General features: G+C 68.6%; 17 protein-coding genes and 8 pseudogenes. 13 read left to right on the top strand and 12 right to left on the bottom strand.

What is annotated here, in order from left to right; all coding sequences use genetic code 11:
- The first annotated feature begins 135 nt into the window (after window positions 1-135).
- Complete coding sequence (locus ACFYZE_RS06865; RefSeq protein ID WP_388989625.1) at window positions 136-342, top strand: hypothetical protein; 207 nt, start codon at window positions 136-138, stop codon at window positions 340-342.
- Between the two features lie 12 nt (window positions 343-354).
- On the opposite strand, the gene fumC is transcribed toward ACFYZE_RS06865, so the two are convergent.
- Together fumC and ACFYZE_RS06855 are read right to left on the bottom strand one after the other, a co-directional pair.
- Complete coding sequence (gene fumC / locus ACFYZE_RS06860; protein ID WP_388989623.1) at window positions 355-1,836, bottom strand: class II fumarate hydratase; 1,482 nt, start codon at window positions 1,834-1,836, stop codon at window positions 355-357.
- Window positions 1,833-3,506, bottom strand: coding sequence for an NAD-dependent malic enzyme (locus ACFYZE_RS06855; protein ID WP_388989621.1), 1,674 nt, complete (start codon window positions 3,504-3,506; stop codon window positions 1,833-1,835). Before ACFYZE_RS06855 ends, fumC begins: the two co-directional genes overlap by 4 nt.
- Before the next feature lie 558 nt (window positions 3,507-4,064).
- On the opposite strand from ACFYZE_RS06855, the pseudogene ACFYZE_RS06850 reads away from it, so the two are divergent.
- Window positions 4,065-4,172: pseudogene (locus ACFYZE_RS06850) on the top strand (SDR family oxidoreductase); the annotation flags it as partial.
- 45 nt (window positions 4,173-4,217) lie between these two features.
- Here ACFYZE_RS06850 and ACFYZE_RS06845 read toward each other — a convergent pair.
- Window positions 4,218-4,802 carry a TetR/AcrR family transcriptional regulator gene (locus ACFYZE_RS06845; RefSeq protein ID WP_388989619.1) on the bottom strand — a complete coding sequence of 195 codons (585 nt, stop codon included), beginning with the start codon at window positions 4,800-4,802 and terminating at the stop codon, window positions 4,218-4,220.
- A 163-nt stretch (window positions 4,803-4,965) separates the two neighbouring features.
- On the opposite strand from ACFYZE_RS06845, the gene ACFYZE_RS06840 reads away from it, so the two are divergent.
- The gene (locus ACFYZE_RS06840) at window positions 4,966-5,925 is read left to right on the top strand and encodes an SDR family NAD(P)-dependent oxidoreductase (RefSeq protein ID WP_388989617.1); all 960 of its coding nucleotides are present in this window, start codon (window positions 4,966-4,968) and stop codon (window positions 5,923-5,925) included.
- 45 nt (window positions 5,926-5,970) lie between these two features.
- Here ACFYZE_RS06840 and ACFYZE_RS06835 read toward each other — a convergent pair whose 3' ends face one another.
- Together ACFYZE_RS06835 and ACFYZE_RS06830 are read right to left on the bottom strand one after the other, a co-directional pair.
- A complete protein-coding gene (locus tag ACFYZE_RS06835; protein ID WP_388989615.1) occupies window positions 5,971-7,020 on the bottom strand; it encodes an alpha/beta fold hydrolase in 1,050 nt (349 codons plus the stop codon).
- 239 nt (window positions 7,021-7,259) lie between these two features.
- A complete protein-coding gene (locus ACFYZE_RS06830) occupies window positions 7,260-8,075 on the bottom strand; it encodes an SDR family NAD(P)-dependent oxidoreductase (RefSeq protein ID WP_388989613.1) in 816 nt (271 codons plus the stop codon).
- 46 nt (window positions 8,076-8,121) lie between these two features.
- On the opposite strand from ACFYZE_RS06830, the pseudogene ACFYZE_RS06825 reads away from it, so the two are divergent.
- Window positions 8,122-8,683: pseudogene (locus ACFYZE_RS06825) on the top strand (integrase core domain-containing protein); the annotation flags it as partial.
- A gap of 141 nt (window positions 8,684-8,824) precedes the next feature.
- Here the strand turns inward: ACFYZE_RS06825 and ACFYZE_RS06820 are convergent.
- The 5 genes from ACFYZE_RS06820 to ACFYZE_RS06800 form a co-directional block, all read right to left on the bottom strand.
- Window positions 8,825-9,247 carry a nuclear transport factor 2 family protein gene (locus tag ACFYZE_RS06820; RefSeq protein ID WP_388989611.1) on the bottom strand — a complete coding sequence of 141 codons (423 nt, stop codon included), beginning with the start codon at window positions 9,245-9,247 and terminating at the stop codon, window positions 8,825-8,827.
- 103 nt (window positions 9,248-9,350) lie between these two features.
- On the bottom strand, window positions 9,351-10,016 hold the full coding sequence (locus tag ACFYZE_RS06815; RefSeq protein WP_388989609.1) for a response regulator: 666 nt from the start codon (window positions 10,014-10,016) through the stop codon (window positions 9,351-9,353).
- Window positions 10,013-11,296 carry a histidine kinase gene (locus tag ACFYZE_RS06810; protein WP_388989607.1) on the bottom strand — a complete coding sequence of 428 codons (1,284 nt, stop codon included), beginning with the start codon at window positions 11,294-11,296 and terminating at the stop codon, window positions 10,013-10,015. Before ACFYZE_RS06810 ends, ACFYZE_RS06815 begins: the two co-directional genes overlap by 4 nt.
- Before the next feature lie 35 nt (window positions 11,297-11,331).
- Complete coding sequence (locus ACFYZE_RS06805; protein WP_388989605.1) at window positions 11,332-12,174, bottom strand: ABC transporter permease; 843 nt, start codon at window positions 12,172-12,174, stop codon at window positions 11,332-11,334.
- The gene (locus ACFYZE_RS06800) at window positions 12,171-13,109 is read right to left on the bottom strand and encodes an ATP-binding cassette domain-containing protein (protein WP_388989603.1); all 939 of its coding nucleotides are present in this window, start codon (window positions 13,107-13,109) and stop codon (window positions 12,171-12,173) included. Before ACFYZE_RS06800 ends, ACFYZE_RS06805 begins: the two co-directional genes overlap by 4 nt.
- A 383-nt stretch (window positions 13,110-13,492) precedes the next feature.
- Between ACFYZE_RS06800 and ACFYZE_RS06795 the strand changes: the two genes are divergently transcribed.
- Both ACFYZE_RS06795 and ACFYZE_RS06790 read left to right on the top strand, forming a co-directional pair.
- Complete coding sequence (locus ACFYZE_RS06795; RefSeq protein WP_388989601.1) at window positions 13,493-14,326, top strand: hypothetical protein; 834 nt, start codon at window positions 13,493-13,495, stop codon at window positions 14,324-14,326.
- Between the two features lie 19 nt (window positions 14,327-14,345).
- Window positions 14,346-14,642, top strand: a pseudogene (locus ACFYZE_RS06790) (hypothetical protein); the annotation flags it as partial.
- Between the two features lie 352 nt (window positions 14,643-14,994).
- On the opposite strand, the pseudogene ACFYZE_RS06785 reads toward ACFYZE_RS06790, so the two are convergent.
- Window positions 14,995-15,183 (bottom strand): annotated as a pseudogene (locus ACFYZE_RS06785) (hypothetical protein); the annotation flags it as partial.
- Window positions 15,184-15,761: 578 nt separating this feature from the next.
- On the opposite strand from ACFYZE_RS06785, the pseudogene ACFYZE_RS06780 reads away from it, so the two are divergent.
- The 6 genes and pseudogenes from ACFYZE_RS06780 to ACFYZE_RS06755 form a co-directional block, all read left to right on the top strand.
- A pseudogene (locus tag ACFYZE_RS06780) lies at window positions 15,762-15,884 on the top strand (IS3 family transposase); the annotation flags it as partial.
- Between the two features lie 36 nt (window positions 15,885-15,920).
- Window positions 15,921-17,399 (top strand): murein biosynthesis integral membrane protein MurJ, encoded by a 1,479-nt coding sequence (murJ, locus tag ACFYZE_RS06775; protein WP_388989598.1) that lies wholly within the window; start codon window positions 15,921-15,923, stop codon window positions 17,397-17,399.
- Window positions 17,400-17,436: 37 nt separating this feature from the next.
- Window positions 17,437-17,739: pseudogene (locus ACFYZE_RS06770) on the top strand (threonine--tRNA ligase); the annotation flags it as partial.
- Between the two features lie 274 nt (window positions 17,740-18,013).
- Window positions 18,014-18,352 carry a WXG100 family type VII secretion target gene (locus ACFYZE_RS06765; protein ID WP_388989595.1) on the top strand — a complete coding sequence of 113 codons (339 nt, stop codon included), beginning with the start codon at window positions 18,014-18,016 and terminating at the stop codon, window positions 18,350-18,352.
- The gene (locus ACFYZE_RS06760) at window positions 18,349-19,644 is read left to right on the top strand and encodes a WXG100 family type VII secretion target (RefSeq protein WP_388989592.1); all 1,296 of its coding nucleotides are present in this window, start codon (window positions 18,349-18,351) and stop codon (window positions 19,642-19,644) included. The genes ACFYZE_RS06765 and ACFYZE_RS06760 overlap by 4 nt, the downstream gene beginning before the upstream one ends.
- Window positions 19,645-19,669: 25 nt before the next feature.
- Window positions 19,670-20,674, top strand: coding sequence for a hypothetical protein (locus tag ACFYZE_RS06755; RefSeq protein ID WP_388989589.1), 1,005 nt, complete (start codon window positions 19,670-19,672; stop codon window positions 20,672-20,674).
- 80 nt (window positions 20,675-20,754) lie between these two features.
- On the opposite strand, the pseudogene ACFYZE_RS06750 reads toward ACFYZE_RS06755, so the two are convergent.
- Window positions 20,755-20,940, bottom strand: a pseudogene (locus tag ACFYZE_RS06750) (IS5/IS1182 family transposase); the annotation flags it as partial.
- Between the two features lie 123 nt (window positions 20,941-21,063).
- On the opposite strand from ACFYZE_RS06750, the pseudogene ACFYZE_RS06745 reads away from it, so the two are divergent.
- Window positions 21,064-21,834: pseudogene (locus tag ACFYZE_RS06745) on the top strand (IS256 family transposase); the annotation flags it as partial.
- Window positions 21,835-21,929 lie beyond the last annotated feature (95 nt).

The following is a 21,929-nucleotide window of genomic DNA, read 5'->3' as shown; positions in this document are numbered from 1 at the left end:
AGCCTGTTCCCAGCGGAGGACCGTCCACAATGACGGGCTGTTGACCATTCCTGCCACGCGCCGGGCTCACTGCGCTGACCGGGCAAAAGACTCCGGGCGAGCGCGGGGTGAGACACATCACGGAGGATGCGAGACATGCGGGCAGCCACCGGCGGCCGGGTGCTGGTCGGCGGCAGGGACGTGACGGACCGGCCGTTGCCGGAGTTGCGGTCGGCCATCGGGTACGTCGAGCAGGACGCGCCGGTGCTGGCCGGCACGTCCCCGTGCGGCGGGGTGCGGACCCCGTTCCTGTCTGGGCCTATCAGTAGTCCTGCGGAGCAGGCCTGGCGGCACCGTTCGTGAGCCGGGGCCGTCCTATGTCTGGCCCACCATGGCGGCGGGTTGGACGATGCGGTCGAAGTCCTCGGCGCTGATGTAGCCGGAGGCCAGCGCGGCCTCGCGCAGGGTGGTGTCCTCGTCGTTGGCCTTGTGGGCGATCGCGGAGGCCTTGTCGTAGCCGATCACGGGCGAGAGCGCGGTGACCAGCATGAGCGAGCGGTCGACGTAGCGGTCGATCTGGTCCCGGTTGAGCCGGATGCCCTCGATGCAGTATTCGCGCAGCTTGGCGCAGGCGTCGGCGAGGATGGTGGCCGCGTGCAGAAAGTTGTTGATGATGACCGGCCGCATGGCGTTGAGCTCGAAGTTGCCCTGCGTGCCGGCGAAGGCGATCGCCTCGTCCTCGGACAGCACCTGGATGCAGACCATGACCATCGCCTCGCACTGGGTGGGGTTGACCTTGCCGGGCATGATCGAGGAGCCGGGCTCGTTCGCCGGGAGGACGATTTCGTCGAGGCCGCAGCGGGGTCCTGAGGCCAGCCAGCGGATGTCGTTGGCGATCTTCATCAGGGGCACGGCCAGGGCCCGAAGCCCGGCGGAGGCGCCGACCACGGCGTCCAGGCCGCCCTGGGCGGCGAACTTGTTCTGCGCGGTGGTGAACGGGTGGCCGGTCGCGGCGGCGATCTCGGCGGCGACCTGCTCACCGAATCCGGGTGGGGCGTTGAGCCCGGTGCCGACGGCGGTGCCGCCCATGGCGAGTTCGTACAGGCCCTCGGCGGATCTGACGGCCCGGTCGATGCCTTGGTGCAACTGGTGGGCGTAGCCGGACCACTCCTGCCCCACGGTGAGCGGGACGGCGTCCTCCAGGTGGGTGCGGCCGATCTTCACCACGTCATGCCAGCGCCGTGCCTTGGCCTCGATGGCCTGCTGCAGGGCGCCCACGCCGGGCAGCAGGTGCTCGTGGATCTCTTTGACCGCGGCGATGTGCATGGCCGTGGGGAAGGTGTCGTTGGAGGACTGCCCCATGTTGACGTGGTCGTTGGGATGGATCGGAGACTTGCTGCCCAGTTCCCCGCCGACCAGTTGGATGGCACGGTTGCTGATCACTTCGTTGGTGTTCATGTTGGACTGCGTGCCCGACCCCGTCTGCCACACGTACAGCGGGAAGTGATCGTCCAGTTTCCCTGCGATGACCTCGTCGGCCACCCGCTGGATCAGGTCGGCCTTCCAGGCCGGCAGCCGACCGGCGCGCCCGTTGACGAGGGCGGCGGCCTTCTTGACGTAGCCGTAGGCGTGGTAGACCGCTTTGGGCATCCGGTCGTCCCCGATGGAGAAATGGATCAGGGACCGTTGTGTCTGGGCGCCCCAGTAGCGATCCGCGGGGACGTCGATGGCGCCCATGGAGTCGGTCTCCCGCCGGGTGCCGGTCGCGTGCAGACCGACGGGGATGTCGAGGATCTTCGGGGCTTGGTCCTGACCGGCCCGCCCGGCCCGGTCGGCCGCGGAGTGTTCCGTGTTCATGCCGCGGCTCCGTCGGTGTAGACCGGCTGCCACATGGCCGCCCGGACAGCTTCTGAGACGTCGGTCGGCTTGCTGGTGGCCACGCCGTCGTCGAGCGCCGCCTTGACCACCGCGGTCGCAGTGACCGCCGAGGACTCCCGAAGGTTTTCCACGGGCGGCAGCAGGGAGGCGCCCGGCCCCGATGGGTCGACCTGGTCCGCGACGGCCTGCGCGGCCGCGAGCAACATGCCCGAGGTCACCTGGGACGCCCCGGAGACGATCGTGCCCAGGCCCAGTCCCGGGTACAGCAGCGCGTTGTTGGCCTGCCCGATCTCGTAGGTCACGCCGTCGTATTCCACGGGTGGGACGGGGATGCCGGTCGCCACCAGCGCCTTTCCCCCGGACCAGGCGATGACGTCGGCGGGCATGGCCTCGATCCGGGAGGTGGGATTGGAGATCGGGAAGATGATCGGCCGCTCGGTACCCTCGGACATGGACTGGACGACCTCGCGTGTGAAGGCGCCGTGCGCGGTGGAAGTGCCCAGCAGGATCGTGGGTTCGACCCGGCGCACCGTTTCCAGCAGCGAGATCGCGCCGTCGTCCCTCGCCCAGTCCGCGACCTCGTCCGGATCGCGGGCGTAGGGCTGCTGGAAGTCACGCAGGCCGTCCATGTCGCGGGTGAGCAGGCCCTGTTTGTCGATAAGCCACACTTGTGCGGCGGCCTGCTCCGGATCCGCGCCGTCGCGGACCATCGCGTCGCGCAGCTGGTCGGCGATGCCCACCCCGGCGGTCCCGGCGCCGAAGACGACCAGTTTCTGGTCCCGCATCCGCACACCGCTGACCTTGACGGCGGACAGGGCGGCGGCCAGCGTGATGGCTCCGGTGCCCTGCATGTCGTCGTTGAAGATCCGGTAGCGGCCGCCGTACTGCTCCAGGATCCGCCGTGCGTTGCTGGGACCGAAGTCCTCGAAGTGCAGCAGCGCGTCGGGGAACGTGGACGACGCCGTCTCCAGGTACCTCTCGATGAACGCGTCGTAGTCGGCGCCACGAACGCGGGAGTGCCGGTTGCCCAGGTACAGCGGATCGTCCAACAGCGACCTGCGGTCCGTGCCCACGTCCAGCGACACGGGAACGACGCGGCGCGGGTCGATACCGGCGGCCGCCGTGTAGACCGCGAGCTTGCCGACCGAGATCTGGATCCCTCCCACACCCCAGTCACCGATGCCCAGGATCTCCTCCGCGTCCGTGCACACGATCAAGTCGACATCCTCGGGCCCGAGCTGAAGCGTGGCGAAGGCCTTCTCCATGTCGTCGGGCCGGTCGATGGACAGGAAGATGCCGCGCGGGCGGCGGTACTCGTGGGAGTACTTCTCGATCGCCTCGCCCACGGTGGGGTCGTAGACGATCGGCAGGAGCTCCACGAGATGCTCGACGAGGACCCTGAAGTACAGGGTCTCGTTGCGGTCGTGGAGCTGTTCCAGATAGACGTTCTTGGCCAGGTCGCTGCCTTGAGCCTGCATCTGCTGGTAGGCACGCTGAGTCTGCTGCTCGAGTGCGAGCACCCCGGAAGGCAGGCGCCCGGTGAGGCCGAGGGCCTCCCGCTCCTCCGGGGTGAAGGCCACGCCACGGTTACGCAGCGGATCGATCAGAACGCTGGGGGTGGCCGGGGTCCGCGCGTGGCTCTCGGTCATGAGAATCTCCCTCTGTGCGAATGCCGTGTCGGCTCCGGCCGGGGTGATCACGCGGGCCCGCTCCATGCCACAGGCGCCGGCACGTCGAAGAGCGGCGGGGGACGTTCACGCCCGCCCAGCGGACATGCGGCCACGAACTTCGCCGCGCAGCTCGGCAGGGTGCGACCTCGACCGGTCCTCGTGCGGGTCGGAGCCCCGGGGGCCGGCGGAGTATGGAGGTGTGAGAGCGGCGTTCCGACGTGGGCGGGCGTTCGCAGGAACACCGCCCTGGGCGCCCGCCCCGCCCATCGCGGTGGATCGCGGTCGACGCCTCATCGGTGCCACGGTATGAATTCAGCCTAACTACCGGGCGACGGGCTGCGCGACCTCACTCGTCGACGCGTCGGATGACCAGCACGGCCACGACGCCGAGAAACCCGGGCGACTTCTCCATGGACCCCACCCTGCCGATCACCGACAAGCGCCTGCGCCGCCGCTGACGCACGGGCACGGGCGACGGCGGGGACCCGAACCGTCGTCGGTGGAAGTCGCTCAGCGCCGCCCGCCCCGGGACGGCTCGCCCGGGCCGGCGAGATCGCCGACGCCGTGGTCTGGCTCTGCTCCGACAAGTCGGGCTTTGTCACCTGCATCGCGCTGCCCGTCGACGGCGGCTGCAGCGGCCGGTGACGGATGACGGTGCAGCACTGGCGCATCGCCGGGAGGACGAGCTCATCAGTTCGTCACGATGCCGTGCAGAAGCAGGTCGATGAGTCTGGTGGCCAGGTCGCGCCGCTCCTCGCTGGCGGCCATGAGGCTGATCCCGCCGAGGGCCATCAGCACGTCCTGGGCATCGACCCCTGGCCGCGCCACTGACCGGCCCTCCAGGGCGGTGAGCAGGTGTGTGATGGCGTCGGCGAGCAGGGCCCGGGTGTGCAGCTTCTCGCTGTCGTCGGTCAACACCACGGCCAGCGCGTCGGCCATGCCCTGCTTGGCGGCCATGAAGTCGATGAAGCGCTCCATCCAGGTCCGCAGCGCGTCCACCGGTGGCTGTGCGGCCGCGAGGTGCGGTGCCGCCTCGCACAGGCGCTGCACTTCCTGCCGGTAGACCGCCTCGATCAGCAGTTCCTTGGACGGGAACCTGCGGTAGAGCGTGCCGACACCGACGCCGGCCGCACGGGCGATGTCCTTGACCGAGGCGCCCGCGCCCTCCCGGGCGAAGGCGACCGCTGCTGCTTCCAGCAGCCGGTCCTCGTTGCGTTGCGCGTCGGCGCGCAGAGCCCGGCGGGGCCGTGCTGCGTCCCCCTCGCGGCCGGTCACTCCCGACTCCCTTCCTGCCGCACTTGTAAGCGGAACCTGTTCCGCTTACTCTCGAAGTCGAACCGGAACCAGTTCCGGATACGAGCGTACGACGGCCCCCCTGCCTCCGCGCCATCGGCCGTGCACTCAGCGCCCCATTCCACCGTCCTTCTGGAAGAGCCTCATGAACGACGACCTCATCACGACCCCGTTCGGCGCACAGACGACCGCCGCCGAGGTGCTGGCCGGTATCGACCTCAGTGGCCGGCGTGCCATCGTCACCGGAGCAGGCTCCGGCATCGGGCGCGAGACCGCGCGTGTCCTGGCCGCCGCCGGCGCCGAGGTGACCATCGGCGTCCGCGACCTGGCGGCGGGCGAACAGGCCGCCGAGGAGATCGCCCCGGCGAATGGCCCGGGAACGGTGCGCGCCGCGATGCTCGACCTCGCCGACCAGACCTCGGTGCGCGCCTTCGTGGAGGCATGGCGGGGGCCGCTGCACATCCTGGTCCTCAACGCCGGCGTGATGGCGTCGCCGCTCCAGCGGACGAAGGAGGGCTGGGAAATGCAGTTCGCCACCAACCACCTCGGCCACTTCGCCCTCGCGACCGGCCTGCACGGCGCCCTGACAGCAGCCCACGGCGCACGCGTGGTCGCCGTCAGCTCGGTCGGCCACGTCAACGGCGACGTCCTCTTCGACGACGTCAACTTCGAGCAGCACCCCTACGACCCGTGGGCGGCCTACAGCCAGTCCAAGACCGCCAACGTCCTGTTCGCGGTCGAGGCGGGCCGCCGCTGGGCGTCAGACCTGATCGCCGTCAACGCCCTCAACCCGGGCCGCATCACCAGCACCCGGCTCGGCCGCCACATCGGGGACATCTCCAACAGCCCGGCCTCCTTCGACCCCACCAGCACCGACGTGTCCTGGAAGACCATCGAGCAGGGTGCGGCGACCTCGGTGCTCCTCGCGGCCTCCCCGTTGGTCGAGGGCGTGACCGGTCGGTACTTCGAGGACTGCAACGAGGCCGGCCCGCACTGGACCGGTGTGCGCCGGGGAGTGGCCGCCCACGCCGTGGACCCTCAGAACGCGGCCCGCCTGTGGCAGACCTCCCTCGACATGCTCGTGGCCGCCGCAACGACCGCCTGACGGCGCCACGGCCGTCAGCGGCTTGAGATTCTTGGTCGTACGGTGTCACATGCGGTCGGCTTCCAGGACCGCGCGGGTGAACGCCTCGGGAGCCTCCTGCGGCACGTTGTGACCGATGCCCTTCAGCGTGCGGTGGACGTACGGGCCGGTGAACTTGCCGCGGTAGGCCGCGCCGTTGTCAGGCGGGGTGAAGGGGTCCAGCCCACCGTCGAGCGTGACGGTGGGCACGTGGATGGGTGGACCTTCGGCAAGCCTCGCCTCGAGGTCCTCGTAGCGCGGGTCGCCCGGTGCGAGCCCGAGCCGCCAGCGGTAATTGTGGATGACGATGTGGACGTAGTCCGGGTTGTCGAACGCCTGGGCGGTGCGGTCGAAGACGGCGTCGCTGAAGTGCCAGGTCGGCGAGACGTTGCGCCAGATGAGCTTGGCGAAGTCGCGCCGGTACTCCGCAAGGCCCAACTCACCCCGCTCGGTGGAGAAGTAGTACTGGTACCACCACGCCCACTCGGCCGCCGGGGGCAGCGGTAGGTGCTGCTGCTTGCGGTCGGTTATGAGATAGCCGCTCACGGAGACCAGGGCCTTGCAGCGCTCCGGCCACAGCACGGCGACGATGTCGGCGGTGCGGGATCCCCAGTCGAAGCCGCCGAGGACGGCCCGCTCGATCCGCAGGGCGTCCATCAGAGCGATGATGTCCAGCGCGAACACCGCCTGCTCGGCGTTGCGCAACGTCGTGCGGGACAGGAAGGTGGTCGTTCCGTAGCCGCGCAGGTAGGGGACGATGACGCGGTAGCCGTGCGTGGCCAGCAGCGGTGCCACCTCGACGTAGCTGTTGATGTCGTACGGCCAGCCGTGCAGCAGGATCACCGCGGGGCCGTGGGCGGGTCCTGCTTCGGCGTAGCCGATGCTCAACTCCCCGGCGCGGATCTGCTTCAGTGCGGCGAAGGACGGGGTCCCCCGCGCCTTGTCGAACCCGGCTGCTTCCGCGCCCGTTCGGGAGGCCGCCGAGGCCGAGGAGGGACGGAGCATCCCAGCCAGTGAGGCAACCGCTGCGCTCGTCGTGCCCCCGCCGAGGACCTTGCCGAAAGTCCGTCTGTTCATGGGGAACCGTCCTGTCGTGTCCGCTCGTCATGGAGAGCCAGAGCTGGGCCCCCGCGCCTCCCGGTTCGACAGGCACCCAGGACGAATGTCACAAAGCCGCTGACAAGGCGCCCTCCGGTTGCGTCCGAACGGGGGACGGCAACATGGCCTGCCGAAGGACGCGGCCGACATGGTCATCGACCGGCTTGTCGCCCATGCGCCTAACAGAGCTGGGCCTCCCCATATGACGACACCCGTCGTCAATGATCGCCGTCGCGGCTTTCCAGGCGGAAGTCGAACGGCACCGTTCCCGGGTCGAGGGCGGTGATCCCGCCGTCCACGGTGAGCACCGCACCGTTGACGAAGGACGCGGCGGGCGACAGCAACCAGCTGATCGCCTCGGCGACCTCGGACGGGTCGCCCGGACGCCCAGTGGGCACCAGTTTCGTGGCCTCTTGGTACGCCTCCTCGACCCCGCCGCCCAGTCCCGACTCCTCCGCGAACCGGACCATGCGCCGGTCGGCCATCTCAGTACGCACCCAGGTGGGGCACACGGTGTTGGCCCGCAGCCCCTGGCTCCCGTAGTCGACGGCCACCGAACGGCAGAGCTGGAGGAGGGCGGCCTTGGAGGTGGCGTAAGCGGCGTTGCCCTTCCCGGCGCGTAGCGCGGAGACGGAGGAGACCGCGACGACCGAGCCACGGGCCTTCAACAGGTGCGCCAGAGCGGCGCGCAGCATCAGGAACGGGCCGGTCAGGTTGGTGCGGATCACCTCGTCCCAGGTCTCGTCCGAGAGGTCTCCCACCGCGCCGCCGCGTCCGATGCCCGCGTTGAGGACCAGTCCGTCGAGCCTGCCGTAGTGGGAGACCGTGGTTTCAACCAAGTCCTGAACCGCGGTCGGGTCCGCGAGATCGGCGGGGTACGCCAGAGCGCCGGTCTCGTCGGCCAACTGCCGTAGCGGCTCGGGCCGCCGCCCACCGATGACCACATGGTGGCCTTCGGCCCGCAGCAATCGGGCGGTCGCCGCACCGATGCCGGAACCACCGCCCGTGACGATGACAACACGTACTCCCGGCATGGCCGTTGGGGCTCCTCACTTGCTTGCGATCAGGGTGCGTGGTCCGATCCTGGCCTGCGACTTCTTCACCGTCACTCCCCATTAACGGACCAACCCTTTATGTCTTCGCCGTCATCAAGCACGCCAACCGCTGTATCCGCATCCTCGGCGCGACCGCCCACCCCACCGCGGACTGGGTCGCCCAGGCCGCAAGGAACTTGGTCATGGACCTCCGGGATGCCGGCGCCACCGCCCGGTACCTGATCAGGGACCGCGACAGCAAGTTCACCCGCACGTTCGATGCCGTCTTTGAGGCCGAGGGCATTGAGGTCGTCACCACCGGCATCCGCGTACCCCGCATGAACTCAATCATGGAGCGCTGGGTGCACACCTGCCGCCACGAACTCCTCGACCGCACCCTCATCTGGAACCAGCCCCACCTGCTCCACGCGCTCCGCGAGTTCCAGTCGGTCTACAACCAGCATCGACCTCACCGCACCCTGCACAGCGCAGCTCCCCTGGAGCCACTCCCCCACCCAATCACCGGCCCGGACCGCCTCGACCGCCTTGACATCCGTCGACACGACCGACTCGGCGGCCTCCTCCACCAGTACACACATGCCGCCTGACCAGCCCGGACGTAATAATCGGTACCCGCACCATCTTCGGTATCGGCGGCAACACGGCTTCCAGCCACTCCCACTGTGTATCCGTCAGATCGCCCCGAGACACCTGAAGATCGTTTCACGGCCAGGGTGGACAGCAGCCCGTCAGCTCTGATCTGTGGTGGGCCGCCACGAACTGCCGGTCTCGCGTTCGAACGCCGGACGCACGTCAACGGTGTCGTACACGATGCGCAGCGTGGCAATACGGCCATCCTCGGCGAGCTCAGCCAGGTCCGCCACGTCAAACGGCGCGGCAGCTCCGGACGGCAGGCGCCAGTCAAAGTGGAACCAGAACGAGATCAGCGCGGCCCCCTGCTGGGTCCGGCCCTCCGCCACCCCCAGCAGAGTCAGGCCCGCGCGGCTGGTATCGGCGAAGAGCTCGGGACAGAACTCCGCGGCCGGTCGAGGGTCGTACAGCGGAGAGTGCACCATCGCTCCAGGCGCGAACAACTCCAGCACCGCCTCGGCATCCGCCCGCTCCAGCGCCGACAGGTAAGCCGACACAAGCTCAGCTGCAGTCGTGATCACTCACTTTAGATCAGGCCAAATCGACAGCCCATGCTCTCATCCCACCACTTGCGCTCCGCCCATCAACCGGCACAACACCCCAACACCTCAAACACGTCTTAGCTCAGTCCGGGCGAGGCCGGGCCAGGCCGTGGTCGTAGGCAAAGATCACGGCCTGGATGCGGTCGCGGGCGCCGATCTTGGACAGGACGCGGCCGACATGCGTCTTCACCGTGGACTCCGACAGGACGAAACGTGTGGCGATCTCACCGTTGGACCAGCCCTTGCCGATGGCGACGAGGATCTCGCGTTCGCGGTCCGTGAGGGAACTCAGGCTCGGATCTTCGGCGGAGCCGCCGCCTGGCGGTACGAGACGGGCGAACTCGTTCAGCAGGCGGCGGGTGAGGGCGGGGGCGATCACCGCGTCGCCGACGGCGACAGCGCGGATGCCGGCGAGGAGTTCCTCGGGGCGGGCGTCCTTGAGGAGGAAGCCGCTGGCTCCGGCGCGCAGGGCCGCGTAGACGTACTCGTCGATGTCGAAAGTGGTCAGGACCAGGACGCGGGAGCGGTCGCCGGCGGCGACGATGCGGCGCGTTGCTTCGATGCCGTCCATGCCTGGCATGCGTACGTCCATGAGGACGACGTCCGGGCGAAATTCCGCGGTCTTGCGCACGGCTTCGGCTCCGTGTGCCGCCTCCCCGACCACATCCGTCTCCGGTACGGAGTCCAGAAGCATGCGAAAGCCGTACCGCTGAAGCGGCTGGTCGTCCACGATGAGCACGGTGGTCACCGGGCACCCTCCTGAGGGGCGAGGTCGAGGGCGGCGCGCACCGTCCAGCCCGGGCCCTGGGGACCCACACTGATGTGTCCGCCGTAGAGCGCCGCTCTCTCCCGCATGCCCACCAGGCCGTGCCCTTCCTCGTTCGCCGTGCCGGGACGGTCGGCCGGTGCGGGTGGGCCGGAGTCCTGGACGGTGATGGTCAGCCGTGTGTCCTCCACGACGATCGCCAGATTCGCACGAGCGCCCACGCCGGCATGCTTGAGGGTGTTCGTCAGGGCCTCCTGCACGATGCGGTAGACCGTCAACTGCACCCCATTGTCCAGGGCGTCGACGTCACCGGCCGTGCGGTAGACGACCTCCAGGCCCGCGGCGCGGACCCCCTCGCACAGCGCGTCGATGTCCCTGAGACCGGGCTGCGGGCTCAGTTCCGGCTCGGTCGGGGGGCCGTCTGCCTCGCGCAGTACGCCGAGCACCCGGCGCAGTTCGCTCAGGGCCTGACGGCTGGTATCTCCGATGAGGTGCAGCGCCTCCTTGCCCCGCTGCGGGGCGGCGTCGTCGGCATAGACTCCCGCGTCGGCGAGGGTGATGATGACGGACAGGTTGTGGCCGACGATGTCGTGCATCTCGCGCGCCACCCGCGTCCGCTCGGCCGCGACGGCAAGCCTGCCCCGCTGGTCGCGTTCGATCTCCAGTCGGGCCGCGCGGTCCCGCAGCCCGGCCAACTGAGCGCGCCGGATACGGATCATCAGGCCGAGGGCGAGGGCCGCGGTCGCCGTGCTGAGCAGGAAGAAGAGCGCGTCCCAGACCGACACCGCGGTCGCGACCCGGGCCCCGACCAGCCCCAGCGCACCCGCCGTGACCGCACAGGCCCACGGCAGATGCCGCAGCCGCCCGTGCAGGGCCAGGCTGTAGAGGGCGACGAAGAGGGCGACATCCGCCCGGAGCGCGGCGTCCAGGGACCACTGGAGGACGAACACGGCCGTGACGGCACCGAAGGCCACGGCGGGCGCCCGCCGCCGCCACAGGAGGGGGAGCACCAGCCCCGCCTGTAGGGCCACCGTGCCGACCGTGGGCAGGTGGGCGAACGCAAGGCGGAAGCGGCGCGGGCCGTCACCGTCCCCATGGACTCCATGCAGGAGGTCCGGCAGGCAGAACATCAGGAAGACCAGCACCACCACAGCGGCGTCCAGCACCCACGGACGGGTCTGGTCGGCGTGCCGGAGCCGCTGGCCGACCCGGCCGAGCCGGGCGACCAGCGGACCCATCCCGCTGAGATCATCGTTGGTCACGGAATCCACCCGTCCATGATGCGGGAGCCTGCTGCTCAGACGTCGCTGCGCAGCAGCCGGTACGCCGCCCCCGCCAGCGCCAGTGCCGTCCAGCCGAGGAAGACCAGCAGCCCGGCGGACGGCGAGAGGGCGGTGGAGCCATGGGTCAGTGCGAAGATCGACTCCCCCGCGTGGCTCGGCAGGTAGGGGTCGATGTCGCCCTGCCATGAGGTGGGCAGCAGCGAGACCAGCCCGGGCACCAGCATGAGGGCGGCGACCAGGACCGAGATGCCGCCGGCCACCGACCGCAGCAGCATGCCCAAAGCGGCGCCGATCACACCGACCAGGCCCAGGTAGAGCCCGGCGCCCAGCAGGCTGCGTACGACGCCGGCGTGACCGAGGCCCATGGCGGCGGGCGTGCCGGACACGATCTGACTGCCGACGAGGAAGGCGACGAACGCGCCGACGGTGGCGACCACCAGCGCGACCAGGCCGTACACCGCCCCCTTGGACCACAGCACGGGCAGCCGGCGCGGCACGGCCGCGAGGGTCGAGCGGATCATGCCCGTGGAGTACTCGCCCGCCGTGACCAGCACGCCGAGCACACCGAGGGCCAACTGCGCGAAGTTCGTACCGAACAGGGACAGGCTCACGGCCGTCGCGGTGGCGAAGTCGCGGTCCATGTGCCGGCCGGAGTCGAGATTGGACTTGTAGTGGCTCGCGGCGATGACGCCGAAGGCCACGAGGAACAGCACGCCCAGGCCGAGGGTGATCCAGGTGGAGCGCAGGGACCAGAGCTTGGCCCATTCCGAGGCCAGTACACGCCGGCCGGTCACCCGGTAGGCGGGGCGGGCCGGAGCCGCCGTGGCGGACTCGGGTGTTGCGGTGAGGGTGCTCATGCCGCGCTCCCGAAGGTCTTGGTGCCGGTCGTGGCGCCGTGGTACTCCACGGCGTCCCTGGTCAGTTCCATGAATGCCTCCTCCAGCGACACCGCCTTCGTGCTCAGCTCGAACAGGGGGATCCCATGCTCGGCCGCCTTCAGCCCTATCTCACGGGCGGACACCCCGGTCACCTGCAGTTCCTCCGTGCCGACACGGCCGGTGATCTCCACGCCCGGCGCGACCAGCACGTCCCGCAGTCGCGCGGGATCGTTCGTCGCCACCGTCACCGTGTCGCCGCCCGCCTGGCGAACCAGGTCCTGCACGGTCGTGTCGGCCAGCAGCCGGCCACGTCCGACGATGATCAGGTGATCGGCCACCAGTGACACCTCGCTCATCAGATGCGAGGAGACGAACACCGTGCGCCCCTCGGCCGCGAGGGAGGTGAGCAGGTTCCGGATCCACAGGACGCCCTCGGGGTCCAGTCCGTTGACCGGCTCATCGAGCATCACCGTCTGCGGATCGCCGAGCAGGGCCGCCGCGATGCCGAGCCGCTGGCCCATGCCGAGGGAGAAGGCACCGGCCCGCTTCTTCGCGACGCTGCGAAGACCGGCGAGTTCGACGACCTCGTCGACCCGGCGGCGCGGAATGCCGTGGGTCAGTGCGAGCGCCCGGAGGTGGTTGTAGGCCGAGCGGCCCGGGTGGATCGACTTCGCCTCCAGCAGCGCCCCGACCTCCTGCAGCGGCGCCTGGTGACGGGCGTAGCGGTGACCGTTCACCGTGACGGAGCCGCCCGTGGGCGCGTCCAGCCCGACGATCATGCGCATCGTCGTGGACTTGCCCGCTCCGTTGGGGCCGAGGAATCCGGTCACCGTACCCGGTTTCACGGTGAAGTCCAGACCGTCGACGGCGGTCTTCTCCCCGTACCTCTTGGTGAGCTGCTGAGCCTCGATCATTGGCGTTCTCTCTTTCGGACTCCGGCGTCCGGCACGCCCGACGCCTCCTCCCTCACGCTAAGACCGCGATCTCCCCAATCCGGTCGTACCAGGGGACTGAACACTGCCGGACAGGTGGTACCGGAGTACTACGGCCCGGCGTCCTCGCTGGTCGGAGTGTGGAGCGGGCCTTGCGCCTGCGCAGAGGACCGGGCGGCCATCGAGGTGTCCGGCAGGGCGGGCCGGAGGTCTTGGCCCACCCCGCGGAAGAGGTCGCTGCCGGACGGCGGCCGAGGGTACGTACGTGCCGGCCCGGCCCGCGCGGGGCGTCGTTCCGCACGAACAGAGTAAGTGGTCTACAAGTGTGTAGACGAGCGTGGTCTTGATCCGTGTAGGGTGCCTGGGTGAATTCGATAGCTCGTCATGCTCGTTTGGGCGACACTGCCGCAGGTGGCTTCCAAGGTGCGGTTCGCGTACCCGGAATCGTCACCGCCTTCTGGATAGCCAAGGGGTTGTCGACGGCGCTGGGAGAGGGGGCCTCGGACTATCTCGTTCAGGCCATGGTGCCGCAGCTCGCTGTGGTGCTTGGGTTTGTAGCCTTTGTCGTCGCGCTTGTGGTCCAGTTCCGCCAGGCCCGCTACCGGGCGTGGACGTACTGGTTCGCCGTCGCCATGGTCGGCATCTTCGGGACGATGGCCGCCGACGTGATGCATGTGGCCCTCGGCGTGCCCTACACCCTCTCGAGCGCGCTGTACGCAGTGCTGCTGCTGGCCGTGTTCTGGCTTTGGCGGCGAACCGAGGGCACATTGTCGATCCACAGCATCGACTCCCTCCGCCGTGAGGCCTTCTACTGGGCGACCGTCGTCGCCACCTTTGCCACGGGCACCGCGCTGGGCGACTTCACCGCCTTCACCCTGCACCTGGGCTACTTCGCCTCTGCGGCCTTGTTCGCGGTGCTGATCATCATTCCGGCGGTGGGATACCGCTGGCTGCGCTGGAATCCGGTGTTCTGTTTCTGGGCCGCCTACGTGATCACCCGTCCGCTCGGCGCGTCGATCGCCGACGGCCTGGGCAAGCCTCGCTCCGTCGGAGGTCTCGGTCTCGGCGACGGGCCGGTGGCTTTGGTCCTGCTTGCCCTGATCGTTCTGGTGGTCGCCTACCTGGCGGTGACCAAGGTCGACGTCCAGCGTGTGCACGAGTCCGCCGCCGTACCGGAATCGGCCGCCGCGCGCGTGTAGGGGGCAGGGGGGACAGCACGCAACGGCCACAGCGACAGCCACCGCGAAGCCTGCGCCGGCGCCGACGGTGACCAAGACGGTCCAGGTGAAGGTGACCGACACCGCGCAGGCCGCCGCCGACAGCGGTTCCGGTTCGGGGAGCCACGACAGCGGTAGTGGTAGCGGTGGTCAGAGTGCTTCGGGTACCTGTTCGGTCATCTCCAACGCGGGGAACTGCTATTCCGCCGGCGAGTTCTGCCGCAACAGCGACCACGGAGCATCCACGACCGACGCGAGCGGTACGAGCATCACCTGCGCACCCAACGGAAGCAGGTGACGCTGGAACTACTCCTGACCCACGGCAGGAGACAGCACAACCACGGCCGACCCCGGCGTGGGCTGCTAGCCGTCCGTCATCTCTTCAGCACGGTCCCGGCCAGTGACCTGGAAGCTCGGGGGAACCGAGACCTCCTTGCTCGTCTCGCCTGCTGAACGAAGCCTGGCCCATCACGACGGGGGGAGTGACAGGCCAGGCTCGCGTCACGGTGCCATATCCCCCGCAGGCGCGCAGTCTCTTCAGGAAGCGGCCGTGTCGACGCGCTTGGGATTCGGCTCGATCCGACAGGCAGCGTCCCGGAGCGGGCACCGACGACCGCGGGAGCGTCCGTGCCGGTACCTGCCCGGGCGGCTCAGTTCAAGCCCAGCTTGGACAGGGCGGTGGTCCAGTCGATGGCGATGGCCTGCTGGGCGGCGGCGAGGGTGACCTTGCCGTCGCAGACCGCGGTATGCAGCTCCGTCTCCACCGGGTCCTTCTTGTTGTTGATGCCGCCGCCGGACTTGTGGCCAGGATCGGCGGGTTCCACCCAGAGGTTCCTGGGGCCGCGCGAGGACAACGACAGCGGCCCTTGCAGGCACTTCGCCTCAACTCCCGGCTCACCGCGGACCGTGCCCGCATCTGGGCCGAGAGAGCCAGCTCCCTGCTCGCAGCGGCTGCTGCAGCACGAGAGCTCGCGATCGTGCTGCGTCACCAGGACCACCGACGGTGCCCGGCGCCCGATGTGCTCGGCGGCCACTGATACCGCCGCCGAACAGCTTGGACCCGATCGGGCCCGGTGCGTCTGACTGGCGCATACGCCATGGCCCGGCTCGTCTAGGACGGGACCGTGCAAAGACGGGTGTGCATCATCGTCGGGGCGGCGGCATCAACCCGGGATGGACAAGCCAGTACAGACCCGCTGTCGGCTGAAGACTTGCTCGGCTACGAGGTAGGCAGGGAGGTAGGCAGGAGCGATCACGAACTGGCCAGGCAGCGTGCTGTCACACGACGGCCACGCTTCCTGCCACTCCTCGTCGAGGGGTTCCCCAGGCACGAGATCGAAGTCCCAGTGCGCTGGCAGCCCGGTCTGGGCCGAACGCTGCCGGAGATCGAGGGCACTGTTGCTCAACCGACTGGCTTGCGATGTTCGAGTACATCGAGGTCTTCCACAACCGACAGCGGCGCCACTCAGCACTGGGCTACCGCACCCCGATCGAGTACGAACTACTCTCCGAACAAGACACCATCCCCGCCGCCAGTTAGCCACCTCAGCTGGAACCCAAACCATGGGGCAGGTCAATGGTCACCCGAACCTGCAGCAGACCCACCAGTCTCTACACGCTGTTGATCGGTGGTGCGCTGAACTCGGTGCTTGTGCCGCAGCTTGTCCGGGCGCGTACCGAGCATGCTGATGGCGGTCAGGCCCACGAGCAGCGGTTGGTCACCTTGGTGCTGAGCGTGCTTGCGGTCGGGACCGTCGTCGGCGTGGTGCTCGCTCCGTGGATCGTGGGCCTCTACATGCCGGACACGCCGGGCAACCACCAGCTGTTCGAGTTGACGGTGGCCTTCGCCCGGTTCCTGTTGCCGCAGATCTTCTTCTACGGGCTCTTCTTCATGCTGGGCCAGGTTCTCAACGCCCGCGGCAGGTTCGGGGCGATGATGTGGACGCCGGTCCTGAACAACATCGTGCTGATCACCATGTTCGGCCTGTACCGGTGGCTCGTGCCGGCTCCCGGTGACGCCGCGTCCGTGACACCGGCCGAGGTGCGGCTGCTGGGGATCGGCACCACGATCGGGATCGCCCTGCAGGCGGTCTGCCTGATCCCCTACCTCGCAGAAACAGGGTTCAGGTGGCGCCCGCGCTTTGACTGGCGCGGCACGGGCCTGGGCAAGAGCGTGGCCGCAGCGCGCTGGACCCTGCTGTTCGTGGGGGTCAACCAGGTCGCCCTGACAGTGGTGACGCGCTACGCCAACGCGGTAGACGCGGTCGCGCCCAAGGCTGGCACGGGCAACAGCACCTACTTCTTCGCGCAGAACATCTGGATGCTCCCGCAGGGCATCATCACGGTCTCGGTGGTCACCGCGATGCTGCCGCGGATGAGCCGAGCGGTGGCCGAGCATCGCCTGGGCGACGTCCGCGAAGACCTGTCGCGGGGCCTGCGGGTGACCGGCGTGGCGATCGTCCCGGCCGCCTTCTTCTTCCTGGCCTTCGGACCGCAGATCGCCACGGTGATGTTCTCCTACAGCAGCAGCGGAGCGGCCTCGGCACAGCCACTCGGCCAAATGCTGCAGGCCTTCGCACTCGGCCTGGTCCCCTTCTCCGCCCAGTACCTGCTGCTGCGCGGCTTCTACGCGTTCGAGGACACCCGCACCCCCTTCTGGATGGCGGTCTGGATCTCCGGCCTCGACATCATCCTGGCCACTGGCTGCCACCTCTTCCTGCCCCCGCGCTGGGCCGTCATCGGCATGGCAGCCGCCTATGCAGCGTCCTACGCCGGCGGCCTGCTCGTCACCGGGCTCAAGCTGCGCCGCCGTTTGGAGGGCCACCTGGACGGCAAGCGGCTCGTGGGTACGTACGGGAAACTCACGGCTGCGGCGGACGTCGCCAGCGCCGTCGGCTGGGCGGTGGCGCGCATCTGTTCCGGTGCCGTCGCTGCTCCGGTCGTCGGCTCTGTGCTGGCGCTGGCTGGCGGCGGTGTCACGATGCTGGTGCTGTTCGTGCTGCTGGCCCGCCTGCTCCGCGTCTCGGAACTGCGGAGTCTGCCCGGCCTGGGCTGACCAGTAGCCGCGTGGCGCGGAGCGTATCGGCAGCTGGGACCAGGTCGCAGCGGAGGCGCAGGCGGCGCCAAAGATGATCCGCCGGGGGTACGAGGCGGCCAGCATCACCGTGACTCGTTACCGGCCATATCTCCCAGGCTCCGGTGGCAAGTACGTCACTGCGCAACCAAGTTGGAGCGCAGGCGGTTCTGGGGACCTTCAGGAATCCTTATCGACATTCGGCGCGGACGGCGCCAAACACCGCCCGGTCATGGCCCACCGCAGCATCATCGGCAGTGTGGAACGAGCCGTCGCCCATCTCATCGAACTACACGGCGGCGCTTTCCCCCGCCTGGCTCCCGCGTTTCGACCAGCGCCTACTGTCGTCCGGGGCCAGGAGGCGGGTGGTCCGGTCACCGCGAAGGCGTTGGGGCTGTCGTCGAAGGACATCTGGAATCGCTTCGGCGTCGTCATCGTTCAGTCCGCTCATCCCCAACGCGGTACGGGCTCGTGAGCGAACTCACGTCTATCGAACGGATCTTTGCCTCTGCTTTGCGTGACTCACAGTCGCCAACCACCAACCGGCGGCTAGGGTCGAATGCCCGGGCAGTCGACGGAGGGGGAGACGCCAACTCATGGGCGGCAAGGACGAGATACTCGACATCAAGGTCGACGACATCAAGACGGCGGCACCCGCCTTCCACCGCGAAAGCGTCGCCCTCGCACACGCGCTGACCACGCTGAAGCAGGGCTTGGCCGCGGCGGGCGCCCCGTGGGGTGACGACGAGCAGGGCCAGAAGTTCCAGACGGCGTACGCCCCGCACGTCACGCGGATCGAGCACTCCGCGCAGATCCTCGTCGACGGCCTGGCCAGCATCCATGCGGGCCTGGTGGACATGGCTGACAAGCACATCGACAACGAGGAACGCATCCGGGGCATGTTCGGCCACGACGCCACGGGTGACGGCACGTGAGCGTCGCGGACAAGGCCCGCAAGGTCGTCCAGGACCTGACGGGCATGTGGTGGCCCGCCGCAGACGAGGACGGACTTCGGGAGGCGGCCGGGGTATGGCGGGCCTTCGCCGACGACGTCGACGGCATCACGGCCGCCGCGAACAAGGCCGCCCGTGCGCTGATCGAGGACAACAAGGGCGAGTCGATCGACGCCTTCGATGTGTTCTGGCGCCGTTACTACGACGGCGGCCGCGGCTGGCTGAAGGACCTGGCCGATGCGGCACGGGACATGGCCAAGGCGCTGGACTCCTACGCCGACGCGGTACACGGCGCGATGAAACACCTCGAACACGAGCTGGAGATCGTCGGCGCGACGCTCGTCGCGGGCACCGCCCTGGCGGTCTTCACCGCCGGCATGTCCGAGGGCGCTGCGGCGGCCGCGGCGGCCGGCGTGACCGAACTCGCGGCCTCTTTGGGTGTGGCGGTGACCGAGGAGGTCGCCGCGATCGCCGGCACCACCCTGGCCACGGCCGCCTTCGGCGGGGTGGAGTCCATCACCGTGGACCTGGCCGTCGCCCAGCCCACCGCCATCGCCCTGGGCGAGCAGAAGACCGGCATCAACCTCGACGAGGCCCGGCAGGCCGGGGTGTACGGCGCACTCACCGGCGGCCTCCTCGGTGGGGCGGGAAGCACGGCGCAGGTCGCCGTCGAGAACGGTGGCATCAGTGCGGTCTTCGGTGACTCGCTGCGCTTGAACAGTGCTGCCCTCGACCAGATGGGCAAGTCCCGCACCTGGAACCTCTTGCGCAGTGAGGACTCGAAGGTTCCGGTACCTCCGACGAAGCCGGGAGACTACGAGCTCATATCGGGTGATCCTGTCTACTTCGGGAAGAGCACCACCACGATCGGCTACGACCAGCGCACGCTCAACAATCTGCAGCGTGTCGGCCGGATGCCAGGTGTTCACGACGTGGTCGTCCACGGCACGAACGAGGGTGTGTTCCTACCCGGGCGCGTCAACATGGCGGGCAAGACGCTGACCGACTTCGAGGTGCATCCCAATAACATCGTGGACGCGATTCGCAGCAACCCCAACTACCACGGCGGGCCGGTACGTCTCATCTCATGCCATTCCGGTGCTGACGCGAAGCCGCCGGAGCTGCCACTCGCTCAGTCCGTGGCCAATGAGCTGGGTGCACCGGTGTACGCACCCACGGACAAGGTCGGCACCTCGCCCGACCTGGGCCTCAACCAGACCCCCACGATCGGCAACAATGGCTACTGGCGCATCTACCTGCCTGTACACCACTGAGGCCCACGGTTCGACTGGAGAGACGATGATCAAGCGGGTGGGCTTCTTCCGGGAGCTCGGCGGCCACGGCGACCGGTCGGCTTCCGTCCCTTCGCTCCGCGATGCGGTCAGGCCCACGGGTGAGTGGGACGAGGACCGGGTCATCGCGTACCTGGAATCGTCCACCGAGATCTACTCCACCATGGGGGCCGAGCGGGACGTCATCACCGGCGATGAATGGATCTCCGGTGCCGGATCGCTGGTCACGGACGGAACGTGGTTGTGGCCCGTCGAGCTCGCCCACTACGTACGTAACCATCACCTCGCTCTTCCCGCCGAGTTCGTCGACCACATCCGAGCCAACGACTACACAAGTCCTGCCCTGTCCCACGAGCAGGCCCTCGAAATCTTCAACGAGTACTTCGACCGGGACGCCTCGGCCAACACCGCCACCTCGCGCTCTGTGCTGAGGCCGTTCGTCGCGTGGTACTTGCCGGCTTTGACCAGCCCATGGAGCCAGGCGCTGGTCACGCAGCTCGGAGCAGCGGGCCTCTCGGTCGCGCATCCGCTCACGGATGCTGTCTTCGGCTTCCGCGAGACTGAGGAAGGCAGGAAAGAGCCGCTCATGGGCGGTCCCGACGTACTGGCGGCGTCCCTGGCCAGCGGCAAGTACCGCGAAATCGAGTTCCAGTGCTGGATGGGTTACGACCAGTCCCTCGCAGCCAATGTGCGACGCATTGATCCGTCAACCCAGAGGTTCACCTTCCGTATCGCCGACGTCCCCGAAGCCGATCGCGATGAAGCCATCGCCGCGCTGAAACGAACGCTCGACCATCACGCGGCGCACTGCCTAGGATTCGTCATTGACCGCATCGGCACATCCGGCGGACAGGACTGGGATCTCATCTTGGTCGGGTCCGGGGAGCAACTGACCGCCTGGCCGGATACCATCGGGATCCAGTGGGATCGCCTGTCCGCCCACCCTGAGTTCGCCGCCGCGAAGCCGACGGAGTACGGGCCGCTCGCGGTGTTCCATCGGCCTGAGCGGTGACCGCCGCTCCGCGGCGGACAAGCGAAACCGACCATGTGACGTGCCTCTCCGACCGACCTAGGGCCTGTGTGATGTCGTGATCAACCAGTTGCCTTGAGGAGGTCGTTGATCCAGATCAACGAGGCACAGAGGTGGAGGCCCGCAAGGTAGCTCTCGGGTCTCTTGTCGTATCGAGTCGCGATGCCCCGCCAGGCCTTCAGCTTGTTGATCAGGCGCTCGACGGTGTTCCGTTCTTGGTAGAGATCGGCGTCGTGGGTTGCGTCCCTGGAAGTGGTGTACCGGTTCCCACCTGATCCGGGTGTTTGTCCCGGCGTCGGAGTGAGGGTCCGGATATGAGAACGGCCACCGGCTGATCTTCGAGATGTCTAGGCTCGAAGGAGATCAGCACGATGACCGCACCAGACAGTCTGCCCCTGCACGCCCTCGCCGAGGACAACCTCGCCGCGGCGAGTCCCGATCTGCTGCGCGCGATGGTCAAGACGTTCGCCGACGCGCTCATGTCCGCGGAGGCCGATGCCCTCTGCAATGCCGAATACGGGCAGGTCAGCGAGGAACGCGTCAACCACCGCAACGGTTATCGCCCGCGCGAGTGGGACACCCGCGCAGGGACCGTCGAACTCGCCGTCCCCAAGCTGCGTCAGGGCAGTTACTTCCCGCACTGGCTCCTGGAACGCCGCCGGCGGGCCGAGCAGGCCCTCATCTCGGTGGTCGCCACCGCCTACCTCCTTGGTGTGTCCACCCGCCGCGTCGAGAAGCTCGCCGAATCCCTCGGCGTCACCCAGCTGTCGAAGTCCCAGGTCAGCGCGATGGCCAAGCATCTGGACGATCAGGTCACCGCGTTCCGCAACCGGCCGCTCGATGCCGGGCCCTACACGTTCGTCTGGGTGGACGCGCTGACCCAGAAGGTCCGCGAGGGCGGCCGCATCATCAACGTCCACGCTCTGATCGCAGTCGGCGTCAACGCCGACGGACACCGCGAGATCCTCGGGATCGACGTCGCCACGGCCGAGGACGGTGCGGGCTGGCTCGCCTTCCTGCGCTCCCTGACCGCCCGCGGCCTGTCCGGCGTCCAGCTGGTCGTCTCCGACGCGCACACCGGCCTGGTGAACGCGATCGGCGCGGTCCTGCCCGGCGCATCCTGGCAGCGGTGCCGCACGCATTGAAGCCGTAAAGAATCAAGGTGCTGCTTTACAGGTGTGGGCTCGTTGTCAGGGTATGGCGGTTCCGGAGGAGATCTGTTCCCAACTCCAGTGCA

The sequence above is a fragment of the Streptomyces sp. NPDC001796 genome, assembly GCF_042892355.1.
Lineage (GTDB): Bacteria > Actinomycetota > Actinomycetes > Streptomycetales > Streptomycetaceae > Streptomyces.
Note: the sequence above shows the minus strand (reverse complement) of the source record. Positions and strands in the feature narration are given on the sequence as shown.

What these genes read in the sequence shown, in the direction of transcription:
- ACFYZE_RS06800 (WP_388989603.1), bottom strand. Translation starts at nt 13,109, where the DNA reads ATGATCGAGGCTCAGCAGCTCACCAAGAGGTACGGGGAGAAGACCGCC.
- ACFYZE_RS06805 (WP_388989605.1), bottom strand. Translation starts at nt 12,174, where the DNA reads ATGAGCACCCTCACCGCAACACCCGAGTCCGCCACGGCGGCTCCGGCC.
- ACFYZE_RS06855 (WP_388989621.1), bottom strand. Translation starts at nt 3,506, where the DNA reads ATGACCGAGAGCCACGCGCGGACCCCGGCCACCCCCAGCGTTCTGATC.
- ACFYZE_RS06835 (WP_388989615.1), bottom strand. Translation starts at nt 7,020, where the DNA reads ATGAACAGACGGACTTTCGGCAAGGTCCTCGGCGGGGGCACGACGAGC.
- murJ (WP_388989598.1), top strand. Translation starts at nt 15,921, where the DNA reads ATGGTCACCCGAACCTGCAGCAGACCCACCAGTCTCTACACGCTGTTG.
- ACFYZE_RS06830 (WP_388989613.1), bottom strand. Translation starts at nt 8,075, where the DNA reads ATGCCGGGAGTACGTGTTGTCATCGTCACGGGCGGTGGTTCCGGCATC.
- ACFYZE_RS06840 (WP_388989617.1), top strand. Translation starts at nt 4,966, where the DNA reads ATGAACGACGACCTCATCACGACCCCGTTCGGCGCACAGACGACCGCC.
- ACFYZE_RS06765 (WP_388989595.1), top strand. Translation starts at nt 18,014, where the DNA reads ATGGGCGGCAAGGACGAGATACTCGACATCAAGGTCGACGACATCAAG.
- ACFYZE_RS06755 (WP_388989589.1), top strand. Translation starts at nt 19,670, where the DNA reads ATGATCAAGCGGGTGGGCTTCTTCCGGGAGCTCGGCGGCCACGGCGAC.
- ACFYZE_RS06865 (WP_388989625.1), top strand. Translation starts at nt 136, where the DNA reads ATGCGGGCAGCCACCGGCGGCCGGGTGCTGGTCGGCGGCAGGGACGTG.
- fumC (WP_388989623.1), bottom strand. Translation starts at nt 1,836, where the DNA reads ATGAACACGGAACACTCCGCGGCCGACCGGGCCGGGCGGGCCGGTCAG.